The organism is Clostridium sp., assembly GCF_036642255.1.
Classification (GTDB): domain Bacteria; phylum Bacillota; class Clostridia; order Clostridiales; family Clostridiaceae; genus Clostridium_J.
The window spans coordinates 38,470-64,847 of record NZ_JAVWDJ010000008.1; the positions used below are offsets into that span (position 1 = coordinate 38,470).

The 26,378-nt window shown below is 28.9% G+C and carries 32 protein-coding genes; 1 reads left to right on the plus strand and 31 read right to left on the minus strand.

The annotated features are described in order from the left end of the window. Positions 1–98 precede the first annotated feature (98 nt). The 24 genes from RR409_RS06160 to dapF all read right to left on the minus strand — a co-directional run bounded on the left by RR409_RS06160 (position 99) and on the right by dapF (position 17,498). Positions 99–965, minus strand: a complete 867-nt coding sequence (locus RR409_RS06160; protein ID WP_332556854.1) for a farnesyl diphosphate synthase — start codon at positions 963–965, stop codon at positions 99–101. A 26-nt stretch (positions 966–991) separates the two neighbouring features. Continuing rightward, positions 992–1,207, minus strand: a complete 216-nt coding sequence (locus RR409_RS06165) for an exodeoxyribonuclease VII small subunit (protein WP_332556855.1) — start codon at positions 1,205–1,207, stop codon at positions 992–994. Between the two features lies 1 nt (position 1,208). Further along, positions 1,209–2,411: an exodeoxyribonuclease VII large subunit gene (gene xseA, locus RR409_RS06170; protein ID WP_332556856.1), complete on the minus strand. Its 1,203-nt coding sequence runs from the start codon at positions 2,409–2,411 to the stop codon at positions 1,209–1,211. 151 nt (positions 2,412–2,562) lie between these two features. Then, on the minus strand, positions 2,563–2,961 hold the full coding sequence (nusB, locus tag RR409_RS06175; protein ID WP_332556857.1) for a transcription antitermination factor NusB: 399 nt from the start codon (positions 2,959–2,961) through the stop codon (positions 2,563–2,565). Between the two features lie 429 nt (positions 2,962–3,390). Next, on the minus strand, positions 3,391–3,777 hold the full coding sequence (locus RR409_RS06180; RefSeq protein WP_332556858.1) for an Asp23/Gls24 family envelope stress response protein: 387 nt from the start codon (positions 3,775–3,777) through the stop codon (positions 3,391–3,393). 74 nt (positions 3,778–3,851) lie between these two features. After that, complete coding sequence (locus RR409_RS06185) at positions 3,852–4,337, minus strand: SpoIIIAH-like family protein (protein ID WP_332556859.1); 486 nt, start codon at positions 4,335–4,337, stop codon at positions 3,852–3,854. Positions 4,338–4,377: 40 nt separating this feature from the next. Next, positions 4,378–5,064: a stage III sporulation protein AG gene (spoIIIAG, locus tag RR409_RS06190; protein WP_332556860.1), complete on the minus strand. Its 687-nt coding sequence runs from the start codon at positions 5,062–5,064 to the stop codon at positions 4,378–4,380. Between the two features lie 38 nt (positions 5,065–5,102). Next, entirely contained in the window at positions 5,103–5,711 is a 609-nt protein-coding gene (spoIIIAF, locus tag RR409_RS06195; RefSeq protein WP_332556861.1) for a stage III sporulation protein AF, read from the minus strand. Between the two features lie 56 nt (positions 5,712–5,767). After that, positions 5,768–6,916, minus strand: coding sequence for a stage III sporulation protein AE (spoIIIAE, locus tag RR409_RS06200; RefSeq protein WP_332556862.1), 1,149 nt, complete (start codon positions 6,914–6,916; stop codon positions 5,768–5,770). A 9-nt stretch (positions 6,917–6,925) separates the two neighbouring features. Next, positions 6,926–7,309, minus strand: coding sequence for a stage III sporulation protein AD (spoIIIAD, locus tag RR409_RS06205; protein WP_332556863.1), 384 nt, complete (start codon positions 7,307–7,309; stop codon positions 6,926–6,928). A 9-nt stretch (positions 7,310–7,318) separates the two neighbouring features. Then, the gene (spoIIIAC, locus tag RR409_RS06210) at positions 7,319–7,516 is read right to left on the minus strand and encodes a stage III sporulation protein AC (protein WP_332556864.1); all 198 of its coding nucleotides are present in this window, start codon (positions 7,514–7,516) and stop codon (positions 7,319–7,321) included. 10 nt (positions 7,517–7,526) lie between these two features. Beyond that, positions 7,527–8,045 (minus strand): stage III sporulation protein SpoIIIAB, encoded by a 519-nt coding sequence (gene spoIIIAB / locus RR409_RS06215; RefSeq protein WP_332556865.1) that lies wholly within the window; start codon positions 8,043–8,045, stop codon positions 7,527–7,529. Next, positions 8,042–8,965: a stage III sporulation protein AA gene (gene spoIIIAA / locus RR409_RS06220; RefSeq protein WP_332556866.1), complete on the minus strand. Its 924-nt coding sequence runs from the start codon at positions 8,963–8,965 to the stop codon at positions 8,042–8,044. Before spoIIIAA ends, spoIIIAB begins: the two co-directional genes overlap by 4 nt. A gap of 349 nt (positions 8,966–9,314) precedes the next feature. Next, positions 9,315–9,872 (minus strand): elongation factor P, encoded by a 558-nt coding sequence (efp, locus tag RR409_RS06225; RefSeq protein WP_332556867.1) that lies wholly within the window; start codon positions 9,870–9,872, stop codon positions 9,315–9,317. A 320-nt stretch (positions 9,873–10,192) separates the two neighbouring features. Next, positions 10,193–10,582: a hypothetical protein gene (locus RR409_RS06230; RefSeq protein WP_332556868.1), complete on the minus strand. Its 390-nt coding sequence runs from the start codon at positions 10,580–10,582 to the stop codon at positions 10,193–10,195. Then, positions 10,569–11,018 carry a hypothetical protein gene (locus RR409_RS06235; protein ID WP_332556869.1) on the minus strand — a complete coding sequence of 150 codons (450 nt, stop codon included), beginning with the start codon at positions 11,016–11,018 and terminating at the stop codon, positions 10,569–10,571. The genes RR409_RS06230 and RR409_RS06235 overlap by 14 nt, the downstream gene beginning before the upstream one ends. Before the next feature lie 3 nt (positions 11,019–11,021). Beyond that, positions 11,022–11,687, minus strand: a complete 666-nt coding sequence (locus RR409_RS06240; RefSeq protein WP_332556870.1) for a hypothetical protein — start codon at positions 11,685–11,687, stop codon at positions 11,022–11,024. Positions 11,688–11,809: 122 nt separating this feature from the next. Continuing rightward, positions 11,810–12,250: a hypothetical protein gene (locus RR409_RS06245; RefSeq protein WP_332556871.1), complete on the minus strand. Its 441-nt coding sequence runs from the start codon at positions 12,248–12,250 to the stop codon at positions 11,810–11,812. Further along, positions 12,222–12,707 carry a hypothetical protein gene (locus RR409_RS06250; RefSeq protein WP_332556872.1) on the minus strand — a complete coding sequence of 162 codons (486 nt, stop codon included), beginning with the start codon at positions 12,705–12,707 and terminating at the stop codon, positions 12,222–12,224. Before RR409_RS06250 ends, RR409_RS06245 begins: the two co-directional genes overlap by 29 nt. Then, positions 12,682–13,125 (minus strand): prepilin-type N-terminal cleavage/methylation domain-containing protein, encoded by a 444-nt coding sequence (locus RR409_RS06255; protein WP_332556873.1) that lies wholly within the window; start codon positions 13,123–13,125, stop codon positions 12,682–12,684. The genes RR409_RS06250 and RR409_RS06255 overlap by 26 nt, the downstream gene beginning before the upstream one ends. Further along, entirely contained in the window at positions 13,106–13,549 is a 444-nt protein-coding gene (locus RR409_RS06260; RefSeq protein WP_332556874.1) for a prepilin-type N-terminal cleavage/methylation domain-containing protein, read from the minus strand. Before RR409_RS06260 ends, RR409_RS06255 begins: the two co-directional genes overlap by 20 nt. Continuing rightward, positions 13,549–14,748, minus strand: a complete 1,200-nt coding sequence (locus tag RR409_RS06265; protein ID WP_332556875.1) for a type II secretion system F family protein — start codon at positions 14,746–14,748, stop codon at positions 13,549–13,551. Before RR409_RS06265 ends, RR409_RS06260 begins: the two co-directional genes overlap by 1 nt. Beyond that, entirely contained in the window at positions 14,738–16,282 is a 1,545-nt protein-coding gene (locus RR409_RS06270) for a GspE/PulE family protein (protein WP_332556876.1), read from the minus strand. Before RR409_RS06270 ends, RR409_RS06265 begins: the two co-directional genes overlap by 11 nt. Before the next feature lie 382 nt (positions 16,283–16,664). After that, positions 16,665–17,498 (minus strand): diaminopimelate epimerase, encoded by an 834-nt coding sequence (gene dapF / locus RR409_RS06275; RefSeq protein WP_332556877.1) that lies wholly within the window; start codon positions 17,496–17,498, stop codon positions 16,665–16,667. A 462-nt stretch (positions 17,499–17,960) separates the two neighbouring features. On the opposite strand from dapF, the gene RR409_RS06280 reads away from it, so the two are divergent. Further along, on the plus strand, positions 17,961–19,706 hold the full coding sequence (locus tag RR409_RS06280; RefSeq protein ID WP_332556878.1) for an NFACT RNA binding domain-containing protein: 1,746 nt from the start codon (positions 17,961–17,963) through the stop codon (positions 19,704–19,706). A 495-nt stretch (positions 19,707–20,201) separates the two neighbouring features. Here the strand turns inward: RR409_RS06280 and RR409_RS06285 are convergent, their stop codons facing one another. The 7 genes from RR409_RS06285 to aroF all read right to left on the minus strand — a co-directional run bounded on the left by RR409_RS06285 (position 20,202) and on the right by aroF (position 26,371). Beyond that, a complete protein-coding gene (locus RR409_RS06285) occupies positions 20,202–21,314 on the minus strand; it encodes a class I SAM-dependent RNA methyltransferase (RefSeq protein ID WP_332556879.1) in 1,113 nt (370 codons plus the stop codon). 11 nt (positions 21,315–21,325) lie between these two features. Then, positions 21,326–21,865, minus strand: a complete 540-nt coding sequence (pyrR, locus tag RR409_RS06290) for a bifunctional pyr operon transcriptional regulator/uracil phosphoribosyltransferase PyrR (RefSeq protein ID WP_332556880.1) — start codon at positions 21,863–21,865, stop codon at positions 21,326–21,328. Between the two features lie 116 nt (positions 21,866–21,981). Further along, a complete protein-coding gene (locus RR409_RS06295; protein ID WP_332556881.1) occupies positions 21,982–22,896 on the minus strand; it encodes an RluA family pseudouridine synthase in 915 nt (304 codons plus the stop codon). Continuing rightward, the gene (gene lspA, locus RR409_RS06300) at positions 22,896–23,348 is read right to left on the minus strand and encodes a signal peptidase II (protein WP_332556882.1); all 453 of its coding nucleotides are present in this window, start codon (positions 23,346–23,348) and stop codon (positions 22,896–22,898) included. The genes RR409_RS06295 and lspA overlap by 1 nt, the downstream gene beginning before the upstream one ends. Before the next feature lie 206 nt (positions 23,349–23,554). Continuing rightward, entirely contained in the window at positions 23,555–24,169 is a 615-nt protein-coding gene (locus RR409_RS06305) for a TraR/DksA C4-type zinc finger protein (RefSeq protein WP_332556883.1), read from the minus strand. 75 nt (positions 24,170–24,244) lie between these two features. Next, on the minus strand, positions 24,245–25,552 hold the full coding sequence (gene aroA / locus RR409_RS06310; protein ID WP_332556884.1) for a 3-phosphoshikimate 1-carboxyvinyltransferase: 1,308 nt from the start codon (positions 25,550–25,552) through the stop codon (positions 24,245–24,247). An 18-nt stretch (positions 25,553–25,570) separates the two neighbouring features. Further along, positions 25,571–26,371, minus strand: coding sequence for a 3-deoxy-7-phosphoheptulonate synthase (gene aroF, locus RR409_RS06315; protein ID WP_332556885.1), 801 nt, complete (start codon positions 26,369–26,371; stop codon positions 25,571–25,573). Positions 26,372–26,378 lie beyond the last annotated feature (7 nt).

The window sequence follows — 26,378 nt, forward strand, 5'->3', positions numbered from 1 at the left end:
GTTTCTATCCTCTTTTTATAAAATATATTATTTTTACTATTACAATTAAAGTGTAAAACTTCAAACATAAAATACCTTCAACTAATTAAAATATACTACTAATATTCTCTTTCAAGCAAAAATTTAGTGATACTTTTTAACTCTTCAGTATCTTTTGTTAGCTTATTAAGCAGTTCATAACACTGAGTTGTTAAATCCCCGCAAATCTCCTTACATTCTTCTAAGCCATACATTGTAATAAATGTAGTTTTTTCATTATCTTTATCACTTTGAGTTTTTCCTAAAAGCTCAGCATTTCCTTCTATATCCAAGATGTCATCCTTTATTTGAAAAGCTAATCCTAATTTTTCACCAAATTCCTTTAGAATCTCAATCTCCTTTTCATTTGCATTGCCAAGAATTGCACCTGCCAAAATTGATGCTTTGATTAATTGTCCTGTCTTATTTTCATGCATATTTAAAAGGGTTTTTTCATCAATTTTTTCCCCTTCACTTTCAATATCTATAAATTGCCCTTTAATCATACCTTCTGCCCCTGCAGAATTTGCAATAACATTACTAGCATTTATCTTAACTATGTCACCACCAATACATTGATTAAACATAATAATCATTGCTTCGTTCAATAATCCATCCCCAGCTAAAGTAGCAATAGCTTCTCCATAAACCTTGTGATTAGTGGGTTTACCTCTTCTTAAATCATCATCATCCATACAAGGTAAATCATCGTGAATAAGAGAATATGTATGTATCATTTCCATTGCTGCTGCAAAAGGAAGCACCAAATCTTCACTATTACCATACATATTATAAGTGCAAATCATAAGAATAGGCCTTATTCTTTTTCCACCTACTCTCAAACTATATTTCATAGGTTCAAAAAATCTCTGGTTTTCTTTTGGTTTACTAATAAAGTACTGTTCTAACCATTGTTCAACTTTACTTTTATAAAGATTTAAGTTCATTTTTACTCCTCTTAAAATAAAATAATCTATTCTTCTATAAAATCTACTTCTTTTTCATCATTAAGAATCTTAATTTTTCCTTCTGCATCACCTAGCAATTTGTACAATTCTTTATATAGTTTGATACCTTCCTCATATTTCGTCATTGATTCATCTAGTGTTAAATCACTGTTTTCCATCTGAGATAAGATTTCTTCTAGTTTCTTTATTTTATCTTCATAACTTTCTTTTTTTTTAGCCATGTTACTCCTCCATGTGGTGAATGTTTAAAATGACTTTTCCATCTTTTAAAATAGCTGTTATACTATTTTTTTCTTTTAAATCTTTTACAGATGATATAATTTTATTATTATTATCCTGAAGAATGCTATAACCCTTATTAAGAATATTTAAAGGGTTATGCACATTTAAAAGTTCATTCATATTGTTTAATTTATTTCTTTCATTGCTAATCATTATCTTCATAATAAAATCTAACCTATTTTTCATATTGTCAACTTTATTGTACTGATTAACTACATAATTATATGGGCTATATAGTTTTAAACTTCGCAAATCCATATTAAGTCTATTAAATTCGCTTTGAATAATTTTTTCCATGGAGTTTTCAAGTCTTTGACTTAAGTTATTTAACTTATAGATTATTTCTTCAAGACTATTCACTACTATTTCAGCAGCCTGAGAAGGAGTGGCACCTCTTATGTCACTAACAAAATCAGCTATAGTGAAATCTGTTTCATGCCCTATACCAGTAACAATAGGTTTCTTTGAATTTGCTATGGCTCTTGCCACTTTTTCTTCATTAAATGCCCATAGTTCTTCTATAGACCCTCCACCTCTTGCTAAAATTATAACATCTACTTCATTAATATTATTGAGTATGCTAATGCCATTTGCAATATCCTCAGATGCATTAATTCCTTGAACTAAGGATGGATAAATTAAAAGATTAACATTTCTATTTCTTCTTTGTGATACATTTATTATATCTCTTATTGCCGCTCCAGTTGGTGAGGTTATAACGCCAATCCTCCTAGGAAACATAGGTAATGTTTTCTTTCTCCAAAGCTCAAATAGTCCTTCTTCTTCAAGTGTTTTTTTTAACTTTTGAAAAGCAATAAAAAGCTCGCCTTCTCCTTCAAGCTTCATTGAATTGCAATAAAGCTGATATGTTCCTTCTTTTTCATACACAGATATATTCCCAGAAACAATTACATTCATTCCATCCTTTGGCGTAAACATAAGCTTACTTCCATTACTTTTAAACATAATGCAATTGATTTTGCTAAAATTATCTTTTAGTGAAAAATAAATATGACCACTGCTATGAATTTTCACATTAGACAGTTCACCTTTAATATTTGAATTATTTAAAATAAAATCATTGTCTATTACCTTTTTAATATAATTATTTACTGCTGTTACAGAAAGTATCTTCGCATACATCTTTAATCACGCCTCACAAGCATCTTTAATTATTATGATAATTGTTTCACCTAACTTTTTTCAGTAAAGTTCATGTTCGATAATACTTTTACACTAATAATCTTTTATCTTGCTTTCCTTATTTCAGCATTCTAATAAATTTCTGTATAAACTATTTAACTAAGTTATTTAAAACTGCATTGATAAAAGAGGGCGCATTTTCATCTCCATAGGTTTTTGCAAGTTCAATAGCTTCATTTATTGATACTCTTTCCGGAATATCTTCATCAAATAATAATTCAAAGGTAGCTATTCTTAATATAGCGAGACTCATTTTAGGAAGTCTTTCAAACTTCCATTTCACTAAATATTTATCAATAGTTGAGTCTATTTTTTCCTCATTATTCTTTATACCACTAAGTAATCTTGTTATGTACTCAAAATCAACACCACTTAAATCCGTATCCGTATTTTCCTTAAAATTTTCTATAATAGTATCGTGGTCTTCTTTATTTATTGACATTTCAAATAATAATTTCATTGCTACATCTCTAGATTTTCTTCTATTCATAATTTACCTCCATATATTACAATGTCTACACATATTTTTAATTACTATGTTTTTAAGTTTCTTTATACTAATAAAATATTTTTGTTTAAATTAACAATTACTATATATAGTATAGCAAAATTTGTATGTATTGTATGTAAAATTAAAGTGTAGAGTTTATTTAATTTCATAATACACTAATTAATCTGCAAAAAACTACTATATCTAGTATCTTAACCATAACTTCAATTAAATTATCAATTAAAATATACTTTTATAAAATAATCATAGGTTGATTAAATAACTTAAAATCTCCAGACACTTTAGTATTGCATATAAACTTCTATTAAGATTGGGTTATGACCTATATACTTATCAAGGTATCTAAGTCAAATCAAAAATAAAATGTAAACATGGAAACACCCTCTGAATCCAGAGGGTGTTTATCTATTAATCTATTGCCTCTTCTTTATCTGGTTTTGGGAGTATAACATTTTGTATATAAATGTTAACACCTGATACTTCTAAGCCAGTCATGGTTTCAACAGTCTTCTTTACATTAGCTTGAACCTTTTGAGCAAGTTCTGGTATCCTAACTCCATACTCAACTACTGTATATAAGTCAATAATTGCGCTGTTGTTTTCTACACTTACCTTTACACCCTTCGAAACATTCTTTTTGCCTGTAAAAATTTGACTTATCTCTCCAACAATACTAGCACTCATGCCTGCAATACCTTCTACTTCAGCTGTTGCTAATCCTGCTATAACGCTTACTACTTCATCTGAAATCTTTACTATTCCAACTTCTTGTTCATTATACATGTTTTCTTCCATATCAGTACCCCCTTATTTTATTAGGTAAAAGTTACTAATACTATTATATCAGATAGAAAATAATTTTACAAATACTATTGAGCAACCTTAATTTCTATGTTTTTTATGTCAGCTTTGCTCATTACCACATCTCTTATTTGTCTTGCTTGTTGATCGCTTAACTCTTGCTCTGATTTAACAATAATTGTAGCCTTATCCTTGTCTAATGTACAAAGAGCTTCTTCATAACCTTGAGCTTTTAATGCTAATTCAATATTAACTTCTTTTTCTGGTTGAAGCGCTAGAGTTTTATACTCTTCAGCTGCTTGAGCCTTTTGTTCAGCTGGAATGTTTTCATCGTCTATTAAAGTTTTTAATGTTTGTATTGCTTTAACTTGTGCTTGGTCACGCTCAATTACTGCTTCTGTGAAGAAATTATTTTTAGTAGAAGTTTTTGCAGTTTCTCCAACAAATTGATCATCAGTTACATAAAGTGGTCCATTTACTTGAGTTGCTAAGTACCCAGCAAATACGATTAGTACTAAAAGTACAGAAATAATTATAGTTTGTTTTTTATTCATTTATTTTCCCCCCAATTTTTTATTTCTAAAACATTATATGCTACTTTTTCATAGGATATACCTGAACTTTATTATCAGATAATCCAAACAACGCTGTTACTGCTTGACGCACCCTAAGCTCAGTAACTTTCTCACTTGCTCCTTCAGCTACGATACACATCCCAGTAATTTTTGGATGATATGTTTTTACGATTAATGGTTGTTGTTTACTACCATCACCTGACATAACAACTGTATCTCCCTTGTTTTCTTGAGTTATTTTTCTAGTTCCCCCTGATGGATCTTTCTCATCTGTAGTATTCGTAGAATCATTAGTGTTAAAGGCAGGTACCTGCTCTTCTCCTCCTTCAAAGTAAATCATCACTTCTACTTTACCAACTCCATCAATATGTTCTAGTGTGGTTACTAATTCATTTTCAACTTTTTCTTTGTAAGAGCTATTAATAGTAGAGCTATTTAAACTTTGGTTATCAGCTTGGACAGCGTTATCTTGTGGTTTACTTCCCATAGTTGGTATAATATCTGGTTTAAATATACTGCTAACAATTACTAGAAGTATTCCTGATAAAAACAAAATCATCATATTAAAAAAAGTATTTTTCCCAGGCTTAATCTTTAGTTTTTTCTCTTCTTTACCCTTATCTCCGTTGCTTTCTGGCGAACTTTTAGAAACTTTTAGTTCACCTTTAATAAACATAGTTACCTTATTTTTTAGCTCCTCAAACATTTATTTACCTCCCTTTCTAATCATGTGTTTTAAATTATTTAATTAATTTTATATACAGAATTTGATCTATATATATAAATTTTATTTTTAGAAATATCATATTTAGAACTAATATATTCTTTTATTTCTTCTGCCTTCTCACTTTCAACAATTTTTGAATTGTCAACTGGTGTACTTTCTTTACCTATCTCAACTTTTTTTATTTTCTCTATTGAACTATCATTTATTCCTACTTCTATGCTTTCAATAACAAAAATATTATCACTTTTACTATAAGCTGCATTTACTTTAGCAGTGTATTTATCTTTACCAAAAGTATCTACCAAATCTTTAACACATTGTTTTTCAAGATTGACTTTAAAAGTTGCTAAAGTATTATTTATATTAGCATCTCTATATTCTTCAATGTCACTTTCATATTTTTTACTAGATAAGTATGATGATGATGTTTCTATTAAATCATTGATATTCACATTTGGATTAAATATTTGAACTATTGGATTTAGCATTACCACTAAAATAATTAGCCCTAACACAAAGTTACAGTACTTTTTAAGTGCATTATCTGGAAGTATCATTTGAACTGCAGTAGTAAAAAAAACTGCAGTACAAATAGTTATAATCCATGTTTTTAAAGCTTCAATCATATTCTCACCTTCTCTTAATAACACTTGATATTTTGAAAGATTAGATCCTCCACTATTTAGGCAAGTATTAATCCTTTACCTGTGGACGCTATAATGGTTATCATAATAAAGAACATTATGGTAACACTTATTAAGCAAGAGCCTAAAAGCGTCAAGGAGTTACCTGCAGAATCAATTACAGCAGTTACCTTTTTATCACTTACTGGTTGTAACAATGCAGCAGTGAGCTTGTACATAAATGCCATGATAGCAATTTTAATAATTGGAGTTAATACTATACCAATTAATACTACAACACCTAGAATGCTCACAGAACTTTTTAAAAGCATAGTATAACTAGCGACAGTGGTGATTGCATCAGATAGTGTTTTCCCAACTACTGGAATGAAACTATCCACTGCAAACTTTGCAGTCTTAGTTGTTATTAAATCTAAACTACTTGCAGCAATACCTCTTATGGTTATTATTCCAACAAATATAGTTAAGATTATTCCTTGAGCCCAAAGTGCAGATTTTCTTAAAAGACTTGTTAGATTATCAATGTTATATTTATCAGAAATATTATTTACAAAATCTAATACAAAACTCATGGATATTATAGGAATTATAATTGAAGCATAGATATTGGCTCCTAAGGTGCATGCACCCATTACAATGGGATCCATCACAATTGCTTCTGTAAAACTCCCTACACTAGCTAGCAAGGCAATTAATACCGGCATAAGTGCTGCCATGAAATTGCTAATGCTTATAATCACATCATGTACTAAATCCACGCCTACATAAAATCCCTTAGCTATTATTGTTATCATCACTGCATAGCAGGCAAAATAAGCAATATTAGATAAACTATCATTACTAAACGCATTTTGTAGATTATTAAGCAAGGCACAAACTACAGCGATAATAATAAGTCCTCCCACTAGCTTAAAAGATGCTACTACCTCTTTAAATATATATGTCATTACAAGCTTAGTTACATCCTTACCATTTATGTCACCTTGTCCATCTTCCATATATGCTTCAACAAATTCCTTAGGTGACATGTTTCTTAATAGCTCATGTTCATTTTGCATATTAGAAATATAATTATATAATCCATTTATCTTATTCATTTGGTCTTCATCTATTTGAACATTATCCAAAGCTTTTACATTCCAAGGTATCCAAAGTATCATCATTAGAATCAATACTATCTTCTTCATAATCTACCTCTACATTATTTTTAATATTGTTTGCATTACTGCCATTAGAATTGGTATGGCAAGAGTAAGTATTAAAATTTTTCCTGCAAATTCAACCTTTGCCGCAATACTACTTTCACCCGCATCCTTACATATTTCACTACAGAAAGAGGATAAATAAGCAATTCCCAATATCTTAAATACAGTATCAAGATATATCACATCTATATTCGCCTTATTTGAAAGACTTTGAAGAAAGTTAATTACAATTGTAAGTTTGCTAAGCATGAACATAAAAATCATTATTCCAGCAATTAGGCTTAAAAATACTGCTATATCACGTCTTTCATCCTTAACTACCATCACAATTAAAAGAGCAATTAGTGCAAAGGCCACAATTTTTATTATTTCCATATTACCCTCCTAAAAGTAGAATAAGGTTTGTATAGAATTAAATAACTTACTAATTAGGCTAACAACAAGCATTAATATTATTATTATCCCCGCTAGGTTGCTTATTACAGCATATTCTGATTTACCTCCACTATTTAAAAGTTTTTCTAGAATTATCATAATAATCCCAACCACTGCTATTTTAAAAATTATACTAACATCTAACATGTTACCCCTCCTAAATTAAAATAATTGCAACCATGGCTCCAAAAGAAAAACCAAGAAATCTATACATCTTTATATTTTTATCTAAATTACTTTCCGCTTCATTTATAGCCTTGTTTAAGTTTTCCGACACTAAATTAAACATATCATTATGACCTTCAACATCCATTTCCCCCAAGCTTTTGCACAAATCCAAAAATATATTTAAATCCTCGTTTGTAAGACTTAAAATTTTGCTATTAATTTCTATAGATTTTTTAAAGCTTCTAAATACATCTACCTCTTCGTTTTTTAAAAGTATGTCGGAGGTTGTCCTGAAAATTTTATTTATAGAACCTGTACACTTTTCAGAGACCTTAACCAATGCTTCTGGTAAGAGAGACTGCATAAAATTAATCTCATTTTTTAATACATAAATTCCTCGTTGCAATTCTTTTAGTTCTCTCACCCTTTTTCTCATTCCATCACCATAGATAAAACCTATGACGGTGGAAGATCCTACTATCAATAACAAACCTAAAATTTTAATCAATAATAATCTCCCCTCACTTTCTCTCCTTTAGTAAAATCATATATATATTCTATGGTGGCAATTCCTTTTCTATTACTTAAAACTATACCTCTTTCAAAAACTTTATTATCTATCACATCCTTGAACACAGAACGTCTGTATAAGTCCTCTATATCAAACCCATGTATTGTAGTTATTAAACTAACCCCTGAGTTCAACGCCATAATTATACTATCCATATCTTTAGGTGTACCTATTTCATCACAAGCTACTACTTGTGGTGCCATACTTCGAATTGCCATTATTATGCCCTCATTTTTAGGGCAATTGTCCAAGACATCTGTCCTTAATCCCACATCCATTTGTGGCACCCCTTTATAACAGGATCCAATTTCGCTTCTCTCATCAATTACTGAAACGCACTTTCCTGTTAAGTTATATTTGTATGCACCATTAGAAATGATTCTTACCAGATCCCTCAAAATAGTAGTTTTCCCACACTTTGGTGGAGAAATAATTATTGTATTCATTACTCTGTCTTCATTTATGATATAAGGTAAAATATTACTACTACAGCCAAGCACCTCTCTAGCAACTCTAATATTAATGGAAGAAATATTTTTCATTGTTTTTACTGAGTTTTTATCTATAACACAACTACCACAAAGTCCCACTCTATGGCCTCCCTGTATAGTTATATATCCCTGTTTAATTTCATCTTCAAAGGCGTAAATAGAATAATTACTTATTCTTTGAAGAATCATTTTTATATCCTCTATAGTTGCAATATAAGTTAATTTGAATTCTTGATTGTTACAAACTAAAAATACAGGTTTATCTATTTTAATTCTAATTTCCTGCAACTTATCAAGATTTTTGTTTTGTTTTATTTCATCTTTAATAACATTTGGTAATATATGCAATATATCTTTAGTTAACATAAGTATCACCCTTTCTTACTTAATTGTTATTAACTAAGCCACTTAAATATTACAAAAATATAAATAATTTATAAAAGAAAAGAAGTTACCTAAGAAAAAAATTTATGATTTTCATTAAATATAATAAAAGCACTATGAAAACTTACTGAATTTCAATAAGTTTTCATAGTGCTTTTTTTCTCTAAAAATTTTGAATACAATCTTCTCAGTAATAATGGACTAATAGCCGATCACTTTAATATCAACGAATTTCGATTACTAGATAACGGTTAAGAAAGATTAATTGCTTATGCTAAAAAGTAAAAAAAGATTAACTGAATAAAATTCAATTAATCTTTAAAAGAAAGCTTTAAACTCTTTCCATATATTCTCCAGATCTTGTGTCTATTCTTATTGTTTCGCCTTCATTTACAAACAGTGGAACGTGAACAATTGCTCCAGTCTCAACAGTAGCTGGTTTTAAAACGTTACCTGAACTATTTCCTTTAGCACCTGGTTCGCAATGAGTAATTATTAATTCAACAAAGTTTGGAGCTTCAACTGAAAAAGCTTCTCCTTTATAGAATTTAATAACGGCATACATATTTTCTTTTAAAAACTTTATAGCTTCTTCAACTTTTTCATAGTTAAGAGGAATTTGCTCGTAAGTTTCTTGATCCATGAAGTAGTATAACTCTCCATCAGAATACAAATATTGCATTTCTTTTCTTTCAATAACTGCTTCTTGTAATTTTGCTGTAGGATTAAAAGTTGTCTCAGTAACTCCACCAGTTACAGCATTTCTTAATTTTGTTCTAACGAAAGCAGCTCCCTTACCTGGTTTAACATGTAAAAAGTCTATAACTGTATAAACTTGTCCACCCTCTTCAAAAGTTGTACCTTTTCTTAAATCTCCTGCTGATATCATCAGTGTTACCTCCTGTATAATTGCATTGTTAGTTACGTTTATTATAACCTATTAAAATAAATTAATACCAAATGAATTTTTGTGTTAATTACCTATCAAAGTATTATCGTATATTTGATTTTTTAAACACCTTGTTTTTTCGCTAACAAAACTATTTTATCAAAACTTGTGATTATTTGCAAATATATTCTTTTATATTACAATAAGTTGCTCAATATTTTTATATAACTATGTTAAAATAAAGTTTATATTTTTTATAGTGTAAAATAATGGGTAATTAAAAATTGTTTGTGTGATATAATTACTGATATTTCTATATTTTATTTATAGAGCATAAATTTCACACTAAATCTTGCGTTATTTTCATTCTTATTAATAGAAATATTGCTGATTTCACTAACTTGTTGTATTTTTGATAGTTTTTGAAGTATATCATCTAATATGCTGATATCTCCATTATAAATAATTTCAAAATGGCATGTATTTTTTTCTTCTAAATTAATTTTTTCTATAACTAACATATCATACTTATAAATTTCGTTTAATGCATCATATAAAGTATATTTAATTTTAGGTTTTACATTAACTGTCATATCTTCTTTGAATATTTGTTCATTAATTTTAAAAACTAATCTATTATTTACAATTAAAGTTGAACTGCATAAAAATAATAATATTATTATAGATAACTTATATTTAATCATCTTCATTTTTTATTTTCACCTTCACTTCAAAGTACTTTCCGTTATCGCTTTCGATAATATTAGAAATATAAATAATGTCTCCACAGTGTTCCAAATGTTTTATATCACTTAAATATTCATTTCTATCTTCCAAGTCGATATTCATTGTCACAACATTTGCATCTACTATAATACTTCTCGTTTTCATTGGACTATTTATAATGCTTTGTTTAATATTAGTGAAAGTTTCCAGTGTCAATTTATTATTTGCATTGATAGTTTCTTCATCTACGGTATTATTACTTTCATTAATTAATCCTTTGTATGTACTCAAGTTATTTAAAGTTATTATAGAAAATATAAACACAATAACAATTAATATCAGAGTAAAAGACTTATAATATTTTTCTTCCTTTTTTTCAAACTTATTAATATACCATTGTGGAAAATAAGCTTTTCTCATATTCTACCCCTTTAAGATTATATGGTTTAAAAAATCTTTTGTGATTATATCCTTTAACTTTATTACAATAAATTTCTCTAATTGTGTATTCGATAACATCAAATTCACAGTATAAATTATATTGATATAACTAAATTCTTCTTTATAACTTTCAATGAATCTTGACAATTCCTCAGTATGATTTAACAGATTATTATCCATTGCTATTACTTTATTAGCAATTATGTTTCCTTTATTCACCAATAAAAAGTAAATATTTCTCTTATATCTAAATACAAAAAAATAGTTATCTTCCTTAATAAACCTTTTTAGATAACTCAAAATGTAATTTTGAACTAAATTAACTTTTGAAAAAGTGACTCTATCATCATTTTCATCATTTAATACATGGAAATTGCCTATGTTAACACAATAAACAATGATTTCTAAAGAAATTTCATTTTCTTGGATTATATTGTAATCAAATATTATATTATCAATACTATTAAATTTACATATTAGTTCGTTTTTTATGAGGTCATATATTTTAAAATTTTTAACTTTAGGTATAGTTATAATATTAATGTAAATTTCTTCACCTTCTATGATAACAATTAATTTTCTATTTTTTATCTTTGCTAAAAAATCTCTATCAACAAAGCTTTCATTAAAATACCTTATCTTATTCAATATAGGAGCCTTTTTAAACGGTATTGCCTTAACGGAATTGTTATTTATTTGAAATATAAAATTGGATCTAATGATAGTTACCTCCCTTTTCAATGCTAACGTCATAGTAACTCTTTTATAATTTAAAATTTATACTTAATGGTATTTTCACTCACTTCTACAATAAACTTATCAATTACAACATTACTTCTTTCTACTATAGTCTCTATAAAAAACTCTTTTTTCAACTTATCATATCTTATTCTTGCATCCTCATAAGTAACTATAGATAAATCATTGAACTTCATGAAAAACTCATGAAGCTCTTCTTCACTTGTTCCTACAAAATTTAGAGTTAGATAACTATTAAATCTAGACATTAAATATTCTCGTTTTTTTGATATAGCGTCTTCCTTTAATATAAACTTTGATAAATTACTATTATAAAAGCTCATACTCTCAACTTTGCTAATTAAATATAGGCTCAAAAGCAAGATAAGGTTTCCTATGATTAAAGTAAGTAATAACACGCTACCTTTACTCTTATTTTCTATATTAACCTTTCTTGAAAAAAGCTTTTTCACAGATAGTTCCATCCTTAGATTGTATTTTTATAAATAACACCTTATTGTTTTCCTCTAATGTAAAAGATTCTACATCATATAGTAAAGGCTGGGCTTTGTACCCTCCTGAAGAAATATCATAAAAATAAAAACTTAATGTTGTTCCATTTTTAGAAATCTTATTTGCTTTAGACCACTGTATTCCACTGTTGGAAATAGTCTTCCCAAGAAATAAGGTACTCGCCTCAATTTTTACACCTATACTATTTTTATCTATCTCTGTTTCAATAAATTCTAGAGTTTCCTTGATACTTATGCTAGTTGTAGAATAACTAGATACAGACTCATAAATGTTTAAATGAGTTCTAAGAGTGCTAAACAATAGTGATATAATTATAGTTAGCAAAGTTAATGAACCCACTACTTCTATAAGCGTAACCCCTTTTGTCTTTTTAATACTTTCCTTTATAAAAAACATAGACTAAGTTATCTCCTTCATTATCACTTAGTATGTAGTTTAAAGTTATCTTAATAACATCATCAAAATTGTCTTTAAGGGCACTTATTCTTAAAAAGGGATATTTCCCTCCTGAAACTGAGGAAGATATGCTTATTATATTATTGTATTTAAATGACCCAGTATCTATAGAACTACTTTTCACATATCTTACATTATTGCCAAAAAAACTCAAAACTTCATCGTAGGTTAAATTTTTTATTATAATTTTACTTGTAGTTCCCATAACCATGATAGCTTTATCTACTTTAGCTTGCCTTACTTTGAAATTTAAAGCTAAAGTTTCGGAAGACATAAATGCTGTTAGAATTATAGATAAAATAAATAAACTTACTACTATTTCAATAAGACTAAACCCCTTATTTTTTTTCACTAACATACCAAGTTCCTACCTTTAAGGTGATTGACCTTATATTTTCCATTTCATTAATCAAAGTTATGGTGCAAGCATCATTAGTAACACCAAAATTATCAATATGTATGGCATTGTCTACTGTATTGGGATTAAATATAGAAATTCTTATTCTTTCTGGTAAAGAATAAAATCTAATTTTGTTATTACCTAGATACTGGCTTATTTCAGTGTTATTTCCTTCCCTTTTAATCTTAGTTGATAATGAATTACTTCTAGAATAGCTTTTGCATCCATTAATAAATTCCACTATGGAATTTACCGCATGATCCATCTCAATTTCTGATTTCAACCCATTAAATGCTTTAATAGTAGGAAATGAAATCCCTAACAAAATTGCAATTAATCCAATTGTGGTAATTAATTCTATTAAGGTGAATCCCTTTTTCACTATCTAATTCCCCCTGTGGATAAGTTTAAAATCGGTATCATTATAGCAATTATAATTGTACCTATGAAACTTCCCAATAAAAGTATGAGAATTGGTTCAATGAGTGTAGAACCCTTATCTAAAGCAGAATTTAATTCTTCTTCAAAGATTTCACTAGAGGTTTTAAGCATTTCCTCTAAAGTTCCATTTTCCTCACCAATACCAATCATAGTAATAAAAAATTTAGGAAATATTCCTATATAATTTAAAGCTCTATGTATTGATTCTCCTCGTTCAATGACATGAGCGCACTTCATTAACTTGTTTTTGAAATAACTTGACTTTTCATAGTTAACAATTATATTTAAAGATGAAATAATACCTATACCACTACTGGTCAAAATATACATAGAGTAACTAAACTTAGTGTAGAAGATTCTTTTAACAATTGATTTCACAAAGGGAATTTTTAATATAATAAATGATATATCTTCTATGATGAAGAAGCTTTTTAAAATATAATAAATAAATCCTAAAGTAATAATAATTATTGGTAGCACTATTATTCCATAAAGATTTAAGAAATTTCCTATATTTAAATACAATTTAGTAATATTTGGAAGTTCTCCGCCTAAATTTGCTAGTTGACTTACAAATTTAGGTAGTATTTTAGTAATCATAAAAACTCCAATAGTCACAGAGAATATGAATACAAGGGAAGGGTACACTAATGAATTGATGATTTTCTTATTCCTTTTGTATTGAAATTGGTAATAAGATTCTAAGTTTAAAAATATGTCTTGTAATTTTCCGGTTTCTTCTCCTAAATAAACCATTCTTCGTAGAAATACTGGAAATATTTTTGGAAAACTGTCTAAAGCTTCATTTAAACTATAACCATTTTCGATGCTAACTCTCGCTTCAATTAAACAGGTAGATAAAATTTTATTATTAAATTGAAGTGAAATTAAATTCAATATATCACAAATATTCATTCCTGCTTTTAAGGATGTATTCATATATTTGCAGAACAGTGCTAAATCTTTTGAAGAAATAAATGAGAGGGCTTTGTTAAATATATTTATTCTTTCTGTCTCATAACTTATACAAAATAAATTTTCTTTTCTTAAATTTATAATTAGTTCCTCATAATTTTTAGCTTTCTTTTTCCCATTTTTATATTTTCCTTCTATAGTGGTAGCTCTGTACTTAAATTGCATTATGTACCTCAGTAACTCTTTGTGGATTAAATTCCTGTATGTTATATAAATATTCCTCTACAGTTGTTTCCCCTTTAACTACTAATTCCTTAAAGTAATCCTTAAGGGATTTCATCCCATTATTTTTTGCGTATTTTCTTAAATCTTCACTATTGCTACTACAACAAATAATCTTTTTGTGCTTTTCATCCATTACCATTAATTCATAGGCTACAGTTCTTCCCTTATACCCAGTATCATTGCATTTAGAACATCCCGTACCTTTATAAAGAAATTCTCCCTCTTTAAGATTTAAGAGCATTCTTTCACCATAATTAGGGTTATAGCTTACCTTGCAAAATTCACATACCTTTCGTGCTAATCTTTGAGCAAGGACTGCAACAATTGAATCGCTTATTAGATATGCTGGGATATTCATATCTGTTAATCTATTAATAGAGCTTGCAGCGTCATTTGTGTGTAAAGTTGTAAGAACCAAGTGTCCAGTTAAAGCAGCTCTAATGGCAGTCTCTGCAGTAATTTCATCTAATATTTCCCCTACCATTATCACATCAGGATCTTGTCTTAAAGTTGCTTTTAGAACTTTGGAAAAGGTTAATTCACTTTGGTTGTTCACATTTACTTGATTTATACCCTCTAGCCGATATTCTACAGGATCCTCAATGGTAATTAAATTTCTATCTTCTGCATTAATTTCTTTAAGCATCGTATATAAGGTAGATGTTTTCCCACTTCCAGTAGGACCAGTAATTAATATTAGTCCTTGTCTATTCTTCAGTATCTGCTTTAAAACTTCAGAATCTTTAATCTGAAATCCAAGACCATTGAAAGTTAAGACGTTGCAATTTTTATGCAGGATTCTTATCACAAATTTTTCTCCATTAATAGTTGGTAAGGATGAAACTCTAAAATCATATTCTTCTCCATTCACGGTTTGAGAAAACTTTCCATCTTGTGGTATATGTTTACATGCAATATTCATTTTGGAAATGATCTTCACTCTTGTACATAGCGAATCATAAATGTTTTTTGAGAAGGTATTAAAAATTTTTAGAGTTCCATCAATTCTAAATCTTAGAGTTACATGTTCTTTGAAGGGTTCTATGTGAATATCACTGGCATGATGCATTACTCCATTATTTATAATTGAATCTATAGCTTCGATAGCAGGTCCAATAACTTCATTCAGATTATCTTTACCTTCCTTATCAACTTTTAAAGTTGACGTTTTCTCCTGCTGTAATTCTTTTAAAACTTTATTTGTATAATCTTTGCCATAATAATTATTAATGTAATTAACTATGCTTACCCTAGAGGTTGTAAAAAATTCTAAGTCTCTTTTTGTAATAAATTTAAGTGTATTGACTATGTCTTTGTGTAATGGATTTGCTATAGCTATAAATAAGGTGTTTTCTACAATTTTATATGGGAAAACCATATACTTTTCACACTGCTCTTTGGTTAAACATTTTATTGACTGAGCATCGATTGTGACATCATCCAAGTCCAGATAAAAACTACTATATTCCAACATACGCTTCTCTATACTCCTTTAATAACTTGCAGTTATCAGTAGAATCCATTTATAAATTCTATTAATATACAAACTATCTCTTACTTTGTCCAAACTTAAATATATTAAACTGCTAAGTTGTAAAAAAATTATAAACATATTAATTTTCAATAACTTAAATTATTAAAGCATTTAATCTTATATAAAAATAAAACTGGTTTTTTTAATCCTTGATTGCATACATTAAAAAGAATCCTCGCTAAGTGGAGAGATAATATAGAATCCCAAAAATTCTTGTCCTATATATGCTAAAAACACTATGAACATTTAATTCATAGTGCTTTTCTTTAATTATAGAAATAAAAGAATAAAACTTTTACAAAATTTCATTCTAAGGTAACACTTATAACAGATCTAAAGTTTCTCCATGGAACACATTCACTGCAGGTCCTGTCATCATAACACCCTCACTCTTAATCTCAATAGTTAATTTTCCTCCTGGAATATTAACTAATACCTTTTTATCTACTAAGTTTAAATCATAACATGCCACCACTGATGCTGTAGCACCAGTACCACAAGCAAGAGTTGCCCCAGCACCTCTTTCCCAAGTTTTAACCCTTATTTCACTTCTAGATAAAACCTCACAAAAGTTTACATTAGTTCCCTCTGGAAAAATCTCATATTTCTCTATATGTCTTCCTTCTTCTATATCATAATTTGATAGTTTATCAATAATAACTGTGTGAGGAACTCCAAGAAGCATAGAGTTTATAACATATTCTTTATTCTTAATCGTAATAATTTTCTTCTTTATAACTTCATTGCTTAAAGCTGGTATGTTGTCAGGTTCATAAGATGGTACTCCCATATTAATAGTGACTTCTTGTACCCTACCATCACTTACAGTTAGCTCTGCTATTTTTATGCCATCACCTGTTTGTATTTTAATCTTCTCTTTAGATATGATTTTTTTCTCATAAATGTATTTTGCAAAACATCTTATACCGTTACCACACATGGCAGCATAGGAACCATCTGCATTTATAATAATCATTTGAATATCAGCAATATCACTGTTTCTCACAACCAAAATTCCATCTCCACCTATGCCAAAATCTTTATGACATAAGGTTTTAGCTAAACTATTTAAATCCATATATTTCTCATTGAAATCTTCAAACACAATAAAATTATTCCCTGCACCATGCATTTTTGTAAACTTTAAATTTTCCATGCTACCACCCTTTAATTTAGATTTTATATCTTCAATAATATTATACTTTAAATATTACCATATTTTATATTACTTAAAACTAATAATATTGTTAACAAATTCATAATTAATCTTTCCAAAGATTAAGCTAATTCTTTTCAAATTTTAAAATTATAATGTGCTTATATTTAATGTAGTAAACTTTATTTGAAAAAACTTCTTTATCTATCAAATCTCATTGAAAATTGGTTAAACTAAATGTAAGTTTAAATTATTTAACTAGTAATTAATAGATTAATAGTACTGTACAAATGCATCAGTAATTTTTATGCCTTCTATGTATAATGCAGATACTATTCTCAATATTTGTCTATAATGTTATACTATATATAATTAGCCACAATTTGTGCCTTTTAAGCCTTAGTAATACATAAATGTATTTTATAATACTACTGAGTTTTACCTATAGAAAGGATGATATATATGTCATTAGATGGAATATACCTTCGCAGCTTGCTGAAAGAGATAAATTCTGAGGTTCTTAATTGTAGAGTTGAGAAAATTAATCAACCAGAAAAAGATGAAATAATATTAAGTTTTAAAGTTAATAGAAAAAGTAAAAAACTACTAATCAGTTCAAGTTCTAACTATCCTAGAATCAATTTTACAAATGATTTAAAAGAGAACCCACTACAACCTCCAATGTTTTGCATGGTACTAAGAAAATATTTAAACACAGCTACTTTAGTTAATGTGAGGCAACTAGAAAGTGATAGAATTGTTATTCTTGATTTTGAAGGAACAGACGATTTAGGTTTTAACAGTGTATATAATCTCGTTATAGAAATCATGGGACGTCATAGCAACATTACCTTGGTTAGAGAACGGGATAATAAAATAATGGACTGTATAAAACACCTTTCATCTGATATGAATAGTTACAGGGTACTCTATCCTGGAATGGAATATATCTATCCTCCAAAATCAGATAAATTAAATGCTTTCAACTTTACAATAGAGGATTTTGAAAACTTAATAAACTTAAAGTATGATGAAAAACCTTTAGACAGCAAAGTATTTAGTACTGTTATTAATGGCGTTAGTGGTCCCCTTTCAAATGAAATGTTTTATAGGCTTGAAAAAAGTTCCATTAAATTTACTAAAGATAACTCTTCTGAAATTTTTAAATTTACTACTGATTTTTTCAATAATGTAGAAAGTGGAACTTCCAAAATCGGCTCTTATAGTAAAGACGGATCATTAAAAGAATTCCATTGTGTTGAACTTTTAAATCTTATTGATGATGGCTACAAATTTAACGAATTCTCTTCTCCAAGCGAACTAATCCAAAATTATTATTATGAAAAGGATAAGTTTGATAGGTTAAATGCTAAAAGTAATGACCTACAAAAATTAGTTAATAATAATTTAGATAGAGTAAATAAAAAACTTAATATCCTACAAGAAACTCTCACAGAATGTAACGAAAAGCAAAAATACAATTTATTTGGTGAATTGATAACTTCAAATATATACAATATTAATAAGGGTGATAAAGTTACAAAAGTTTTAAACTACTACTCTGAAAATGAGGAGTATATTGAAATTCCTCTTAAAATAAATAAATCTCCTTCAGAAAATGCTCAAGCTTATTTTAAAAAATACAATAAACTAAAAAAGTCTGAGGAGAATGCTACTATACAAATAAAACTAGCTGAAGAAGAGGATCAATATCTTCAATCTGTATTATCAAATATTTTAAATGCTGATAATTATACTGAAATTCAAGATATTAGAAACGAGCTTATAGAAACAGGGTATATTGCCTTTAAGAAGGCTGCAAAGGATAAAAAAGCAAAATCCTCAAAACCCCTACATTTTCTTTCTACTGATGGCATTGAAATTTATGTAGGAAAGAATAATATTCAAAATGATTACTTAACACTAAAATTTGCAACTAAAAATGACCTTTGGTTTCATACAAAAAACATTCCTGGATCTCACGTTATTGTTAAAAGTAATGGAGAGATTCCTGAAAGAACACTACTGGAAGCAGCTACTCTAGCCGCTTATTATAGCAAAGCAAAAAATTCTTCTAATGTACCAGTGGATTACACCGAAATTAAAAATATCCGTAAAATGTCTGGGGCTAAGCCTGGAATGGTTATTTATTATACTAATAAAACTATCTATGCTACCCCTGAAGAACTTAACTTAAAGACAATTTAAATCTTATATTTTGCATAACTATCACTGATAATTTTATAGTGTGATTTTGCAATATATGTAATTTTATTAATGGCATAATTTATTTTGCCTCAAAATATTAATTACTTAATCATTAATGTAAGTATTAAATCCACAATGTGAAAGATAATTAAGCTTATAAATGTTTTTGAAAGTTTCAAAATTACTATAATACAGCTTAATATATAGAACACTATAATATTATTAAAAATTCAAAGAAATATTAGATAATCCTACAATTTCTTAGTTTTTCTTGCAAATAATAAGAACCTATAAATATTATTTAGAATAATATTTATAGGTTCTTATTATTTTAGAATACGTTAACTTTGATTTTGAAAACAAATCTTACAATAAAATCCTTATAATCTATTTTATCTTATACATATCCCTTATAATGCTTGAAAATTCTTTGAAATCTTTATAGACATCATAGAAGCATTGAAACTTTGTATCTTATGACCTTTTTCAATGAAGTTATTTTACATTATATTGATAGTAATAGCATTGAATTCTTCCATTGTATAACTTTCTGTTTTTATCGGCTTTTTTACCGAAGGTCTTCTCAAATTCTTCAAAGGAAGTCAACACGTAACAAGACCAATCATCTAGCTTGGAGTACATAGTTGAAAACTCTTTATATAAAGTCTTAATTTCTTCACGTTCTCCTAATCTTTCTCCATATGGTGGATTAGTGATTATTAATCCATTTTTCTTTTTCGAACTAACACTTTGCATTGGAAGCTTTTGAAAATTTATATAATCACTCAATCCAGCTTTTTCAACATTATTGTTAGCAGTTCTTAATACCCAACTATCAATATCTGAGCATTGAATTTTAAATTCTTTATTATTAATTGCTGCTTTAGCTCCATCTCTCACTTGCTCCCAAGTTTCCTTATCCATAGTTGGCCAAGTTTCACTTATAAAGGTTCTATTCAATCCTGGTGCTATATTTTTTGCAATCATCGCAGCCTCAATTGCTATAGTTCCTGATCCACAAAATGGATCAATAAGCTGTCTTGAACCATCAAACTTTGTTAAAAGTACTAACGCTGCTGCTAGTGTTTCTTTTAGTGGTGCTTCTCCTGAATGTTCTCTATAACCGCGTTTATGTAATCCTGTTCCTGAGGTATCTATAGAAAGAGTAACTACATCTTTTAAAAGAGCTACTTCTATCTTGTATACTGGTCCCTCTTCAGTAAACCAGTCAGTCTTATATTTTTCCTTCATTTTTTCAACAATAGCTTTCTTAACAATTCCTTGACAGTCTGGCACACTATGTAATTGAGATTTTATTGATTTTCCATTTACATGCATTTTACCATCTACAGGTATTAATTCTCCCCAGTTCACAGCTTTTGTCCCTTGAAATAATTCTTCAAAAGAAGTTGCCTTAAACTCAGCCATTTTTATAAAAACTCTCTCAGCAGTTCTAAGATGAATATTGCATATTGCTATATCCATTTCATCCCCCTGAAAGATCACTCTCCCATTTTCCACTATTAAATCTTCATAACCTAAATTTTTAAGTTCTTTAGCAGTTATTGCTTCAAGACCAAAAGTTGTAGTTGCAATTAAATTATACATATATTAATCTCCTAATTACTCTCATATAAGTTTACTAAGTCTTTACCATCAACCTCTTCAAGTTGCACAGAAATTATTTCTTTTTTCGAAGTTGGTATATTTTTTCCCACATAATCTGCTCTAATAGGTAGTTCTCTATGCCCTCTATCTACTAGTACTGCTAACTGAATCATTTCAGGTCTTCCCACATCGATGATAGCATCAATTGCCGCCCTTACAGTTCTTCCAGTATATAATACATCATCTACTAAAATAATCTTTTTGCCTTTTATTTCTATTCCAAGTTCTTTACTATTTAGGGTAGGCTGCTCTCCTAGAGTGGTTAAATCATCTCTATATAAAGTTATGTCTACACTTCCTACTTCTAATTTTTTCTCCTCAAATTGCTCGATTAAATCTGCAATTCGGTTAGCAAGAGGAACTCCCCTACTTTTTATTCCAATAAGGACTAAATTTTCTGTTCCCTTATTTTTTTCTATAATTTCATGAGAAATTCTAGTTAAGGTTCTTTTTATTGCTTTATCATCTAACAAAACTGATTTTAATTCCATATTAATTTTCACTCCTAAATTCAATACAATAATAATTAAAATTTATCAAATCATTTTTTACATCTAAAACTACTTTCAAGTCTTAAAATGTAATATATTAATTACATAGAATGTTTTTACAGCTTATTTCTAAGTTTGTCTAAAAGATCTTGAAAGTATTCTGGAAGCTCTGAATCAAACTCAATATATGCTCCTGTTGTTGGATGCATAAACCCTAGTTTTCTAGCATGAAGTACTTGGCCTAAAACCTTGAATTTTTGTTTTTTACGGCCATAAACATTATCTCCCACTAGTGGATGTCCAATATGCGCCATATGGACTCTTATCTGATGAGTTCTTCCTGTCTCTAAATTACATTGAATTAAAGTATATTCACCAAATCTTTCTAAGACCTTGAAGTGAGTAATAGCCTCCCTCCCATCTTTTATAACAGTCATTTTTATTCTATCTGATGGATGTCTACCTATAGGGGCATCTATTGTTCCTTCATCAGATTTCACATTACCTTCTACCAATGCATAATAGGTTCTTGTCATGGAGTGATCTTTTAATTGTAGTGCTAACTTATTGTGTGCATTATCATTTTTAGCAATTACAAGTATCCCTGTAGTATCCTTATCTATTCTATGAACGATCCCTGGACGAATTACTCCATTTATTCCAGATAGATCCTTGCAATGATAAAGTAATGCATTTACTAGGGTTCCATTATAATTCCCAGGTGCAGGGTGCACCACCATATCCTGTGGTTTGTTAACTACTATAACATCACTATCTTCATAAACAATATTAATAGGAATATTCTCAGGCTCCACTTGCAATTCTACTGGACTAGGAATATCTATACTAATTTCATCATTAAGTTTCATTTTATAGTTGCTTTTTTTTTGCTTCCCATTAACTCTAACCGCATCTTTCTCTATAATTCCCTGGACATAAGATCTAGACATTCCCTCTAAGTTCTCACTTAAAAATAAATCTAATCTTTTATCAATGTCTAATTCACTAACCAAAAATTTTTCTATTGCCATTAAATCTCATCCTTTAATATACAAATTATTAAAAAGAAGGTTCCTACACTTACTAATATATCTGCTACATTGAAGGTAGGAAAATAATAAACCTCTTTATAGTGAAATAAGATAAAATCCACTACAAAATTGTAATTTATTCTATCTATAAAATTTCCTATAGCACCAGATATAATCATAGCGAGCCCAATTCTAAGAATTTTGGATTTAGGTTTGTGTTTAATTAAATAATAAACCATGCCACCAGCTACTAACACAGTAGTAATAACTAAAAACCAAATTTTGTTTTGAAGCATTCCAAAGGCTGCTCCTCTATTCTCAAGATACTCAAAAGCAAAAATATTTTTAATGACTTCAATTCCTTCCGTACCTTTTAAGCTGCCTAAAGCCCACAACTTACTTATTCTATCTAATATTAATCCTAAAATTATTATTACCAATTCAAGTAACATATTTATCCCCCTACCACAATAAATAAATTTCTGACATAAAAACTGTCAGAAATTTTTTATATTTAAAATAAATAATCTGATTTTTCATTAATAGTTGTTAAAGAATTCTATTTTAATACTAAATTAAAATTATGGAAGGAAACTCCTATCTGTTAAGATAGGAGGCTTTTCCCTTTGTGCTGCTTTATAATTTTATTTACCTTTTGCTAATCAGGAAGCTGACTCTTATATTGATCATTACTAATTAGTTCAACAGGCTCTACGTATCCGCTTTCAAATTCATCATCATCATAGCCATCATAATACTTTGAGTTATAACTTGCCACTGCTTGATAGCTATCTTCTGCATCAAATCCCACATAATCTGTGTGGTCATTAAAGCCCCTTCTAAATGGCCTTCCTAAAACCTCTTCTTCTACAGGTCTACTTGCATCGGAAATATCCTCTGGCATAGCTGCATTAATGCCATTTTGGCAACCAACACAATGCTCAGCATAAGGTATAAATTCTAGTCTCTCTTGAGGTATTTCCTTGCCACAGATTTTACATACTCCATAATCTCCATTTTCAATGTCTCTTAAAGCACGGTCTATTTTGCTTCTTATAGATTTTTCATTTCCTTCTAGTGCAAGGCCTCTCAATAAATCGTTTAATTCTCCTCCATTTTCAGCACCGTGATTGTCATAGTATGAGAGCTCCGTATTTCTTTCAACAAGAGGAGTAGTGGTATCATTATCGCTCATTTGCTTAATTAAGTTATTAACATCATTCTTTTCTTCTAACAATTTTTCTTTAAAGTAATTAAGTTTATTTTTATTCATAAAAACAACTCCTTAAATTAAGGTTAATATTTATGTTACCTAATTATTTTCTACCTTATAGAAAAATTTATTACACTATTCTAAGAAATTTATAAATTTGTTGAAATATTCCTTTGCATCTGGGAAAGATATTTTAGTACACTCCCAATTATCAATAACCAATTTATTATTTAACTTCATTGCAGCTATAGAAAAAGCCATGGCTATTCTGTGGTCATTAAAAGTATTTATTTCAATAAACTCATAGTTTAAATTTATTTTTGAGCTGCCTATTCCTTTAATCGCTAGATTATTATCTTTATACAATACTCTAATATTTAATTTTTCAAAGTTTTTAACTAATGCCTCTATCCTGTCACATTCCTTAACCTTTAGTTCCTCTACTCCTTCAAATAAAGTGTTTCCTTCGCTAAATGCCGCTACTATACTAAGTACCGGAATTTCATCAATAATTCTTGGAGCTATATCCTTGGATATTTTTATACCTCTCAACTTACTACTTTTAACTATAATATCACCAATAGGTTCGTTATTCTTCTTATCCTTAGAAATTATTTCAATATCTCCACCCATATCCTTTAGCACTTTTAAATATTCAATTCTGCCATGATTTAAAAGCATATCCTTTATAGTAAGCTTTATATTATCTCCTAGCAATGCACAACCTACCAAAAAACACGAGGAGGAACTATCCCCTGGTACAAAAATATCTTTACACTGAATTTTAGAGTTAGAAATAGTAATTTCATTATCTAAAGTATCTATTTCAGCCCCAAGAAACTTGAAAAGTCTTTCTGTATGATCTCTAGTCGGCATAGGTTCAATAACTTTAGTTATGCCCTTAGCTAAAAAACCAGCAATTAAGATTGCAGATTTAACTTGAGCTGAAGCTACAGGAAGTTTGTATTCTATCCCATTTAAACCATTATTTTTTAAGAATGCAAGAGGTAAGGTTTCGTTGGAATGAGCAATATTACCTCCCATTCTCTTTAGGGGATCAATTATTCTTCTCATAGGCCTTTTACTTAAGGATTCATCTCCAGTCAAACTAGTAATTATATTTGCACCACAAATAAGCCCACTTATTAGCCTAGCAGTGGTTCCAGAATTTCTACAATCTAATTCTTTAACTTTGCTACTGAATTTGCATACACCAGGAGAATTTACCATTAATTTGTTTTCATGTGAAACAATGGAAACCCCTAACTTTTTTACTACCTCAATGGTTGCTTTACAATCTTCTCCCATAGGATAGTTTTCTACGGTATAACTTCCTTTTGGCATAGCTCCAATAATTAAAGATCTATGAGCTATAGATTTATCTCCCGGTAGGGTAAGTTCCACATTAAAATTGCTTTTACACCCTCTCAAAACTACCTTCATAAGCTTCCCTCAAAACTTTTAAATTATTTCTCTAATAATTTTTGATTTATTAACTATTCTTTCCAAGGTATCCATGTTAATGGTTTGTCTTGCATCCGATATAGCATTATCTGGAGTAATATGACTTTCAATCATTAAACCATCTGCACCACAAGCAATGGCTCCCATACTCATAGCTTCCACAAGTTCTCTTTTCCCTGTGCCGTGGCTTGGATCTACGATTATGGGAAGTCGATAATTTTGTTTAATAACAGCCACAGAATTTAGATCTAAGGTGTTTCTAGTATAAGTTTCAAAAGTTCTAATTCCTCTTTCACATAATATTACTTTTGAATTTCCCCCACTCATTATATATTCTGCGGCATAAAGCCACTCTGAAAGGGTAGCGCTCATTCCTCTTTTTAAAATGACTGGAACATCATATTTTCCTAGTTCCTTCAATAATGTATAGTTATACATATTTCTCGATCCTATTTGAACTATGTCTATATAGGGAATACATTGTTCAATATCTCTAGCATCCATAATTTCAGTAACTATGGGCATGTCGTATCTTTTTCCCACTTCATGAAGAATATGAACTCCTTCCATTTTTAGCCCTTGGAAGTCATAGGGTGAAGTTCTTGGTTTAAAAGCCCCTCCCCTAAGAACATGAATTCCAATCTTTTTTAAATCATGTCCTATAGCCATCATCTTATCATAATCTTCCACGGAACAAGGTCCAGATATAAAAACACTTTCACCTTGACCTATTGTAATTCCTTTAATATTAATAGTAATTTTAGGTCCACTATTATTATCAACTAGTAACCTTTCCATATAACAT

Excerpts from the sequence above, each read along its gene's own strand:
- RR409_RS06160 (WP_332556854.1), bottom strand. The coding sequence starts at position 965 with ATGAACTTAAATCTTTATAAAAGTAAAGTTGAACAATGGTTAGAACAG.
- RR409_RS06165 (WP_332556855.1), bottom strand. The coding sequence starts at position 1,207 with ATGGCTAAAAAAAAAGAAAGTTATGAAGATAAAATAAAGAAACTAGAA.
- xseA (WP_332556856.1), bottom strand. The coding sequence starts at position 2,411 with ATGTATGCGAAGATACTTTCTGTAACAGCAGTAAATAATTATATTAAA.
- nusB (WP_332556857.1), bottom strand. The coding sequence starts at position 2,961 with ATGAATAGAAGAAAATCTAGAGATGTAGCAATGAAATTATTATTTGAA.
- RR409_RS06180 (WP_332556858.1), bottom strand. The coding sequence starts at position 3,777 with ATGGAAGAAAACATGTATAATGAACAAGAAGTTGGAATAGTAAAGATT.
- RR409_RS06185 (WP_332556859.1), bottom strand. The coding sequence starts at position 4,337 with ATGAATAAAAAACAAACTATAATTATTTCTGTACTTTTAGTACTAATC.
- spoIIIAG (WP_332556860.1), bottom strand. The coding sequence starts at position 5,064 with ATGTTTGAGGAGCTAAAAAATAAGGTAACTATGTTTATTAAAGGTGAA.
- spoIIIAF (WP_332556861.1), bottom strand. The coding sequence starts at position 5,711 with ATGATTGAAGCTTTAAAAACATGGATTATAACTATTTGTACTGCAGTT.
- spoIIIAE (WP_332556862.1), bottom strand. The coding sequence starts at position 6,916 with ATGAAGAAGATAGTATTGATTCTAATGATGATACTTTGGATACCTTGG.
- spoIIIAD (WP_332556863.1), bottom strand. The coding sequence starts at position 7,309 with ATGGAAATAATAAAAATTGTGGCCTTTGCACTAATTGCTCTTTTAATT.
- spoIIIAC (WP_332556864.1), bottom strand. The coding sequence starts at position 7,516 with ATGTTAGATGTTAGTATAATTTTTAAAATAGCAGTGGTTGGGATTATT.
- spoIIIAA (WP_332556866.1), bottom strand. The coding sequence starts at position 8,965 with ATGTTAACTAAAGATATATTGCATATATTACCAAATGTTATTAAAGAT.
- efp (WP_332556867.1), bottom strand. The coding sequence starts at position 9,872 with ATGATATCAGCAGGAGATTTAAGAAAAGGTACAACTTTTGAAGAGGGT.
- RR409_RS06230 (WP_332556868.1), bottom strand. The coding sequence starts at position 10,582 with ATGAAGATGATTAAATATAAGTTATCTATAATAATATTATTATTTTTA.
- RR409_RS06235 (WP_332556869.1), bottom strand. The coding sequence starts at position 11,018 with ATGAGAAAAGCTTATTTTCCACAATGGTATATTAATAAGTTTGAAAAA.
- RR409_RS06250 (WP_332556872.1), bottom strand. The coding sequence starts at position 12,707 with ATGTTTTTTATAAAGGAAAGTATTAAAAAGACAAAAGGGGTTACGCTT.
- RR409_RS06255 (WP_332556873.1), bottom strand. The coding sequence starts at position 13,125 with ATGTTAGTGAAAAAAAATAAGGGGTTTAGTCTTATTGAAATAGTAGTA.
- RR409_RS06265 (WP_332556875.1), bottom strand. The coding sequence starts at position 14,748 with ATGCAATTTAAGTACAGAGCTACCACTATAGAAGGAAAATATAAAAAT.
- RR409_RS06270 (WP_332556876.1), bottom strand. The coding sequence starts at position 16,282 with ATGTTGGAATATAGTAGTTTTTATCTGGACTTGGATGATGTCACAATC.
- dapF (WP_332556877.1), bottom strand. The coding sequence starts at position 17,498 with ATGGAAAATTTAAAGTTTACAAAAATGCATGGTGCAGGGAATAATTTT.
- RR409_RS06280 (WP_332556878.1), top strand. The coding sequence starts at position 17,961 with ATGTCATTAGATGGAATATACCTTCGCAGCTTGCTGAAAGAGATAAAT.
- RR409_RS06285 (WP_332556879.1), bottom strand. The coding sequence starts at position 21,314 with ATGTATAATTTAATTGCAACTACAACTTTTGGTCTTGAAGCAATAACT.
- pyrR (WP_332556880.1), bottom strand. The coding sequence starts at position 21,865 with ATGGAATTAAAATCAGTTTTGTTAGATGATAAAGCAATAAAAAGAACC.
- RR409_RS06295 (WP_332556881.1), bottom strand. The coding sequence starts at position 22,896 with ATGGCAATAGAAAAATTTTTGGTTAGTGAATTAGACATTGATAAAAGA.
- lspA (WP_332556882.1), bottom strand. The coding sequence starts at position 23,348 with ATGTTACTTGAATTGGTAATAATAATTTTAGGATTAATATTAGATAGA.
- RR409_RS06305 (WP_332556883.1), bottom strand. The coding sequence starts at position 24,169 with ATGAATAAAAATAAACTTAATTACTTTAAAGAAAAATTGTTAGAAGAA.
- aroA (WP_332556884.1), bottom strand. The coding sequence starts at position 25,552 with ATGAAGGTAGTTTTGAGAGGGTGTAAAAGCAATTTTAATGTGGAACTT.
- aroF (WP_332556885.1), bottom strand. The coding sequence starts at position 26,371 with ATGGAAAGGTTACTAGTTGATAATAATAGTGGACCTAAAATTACTATT.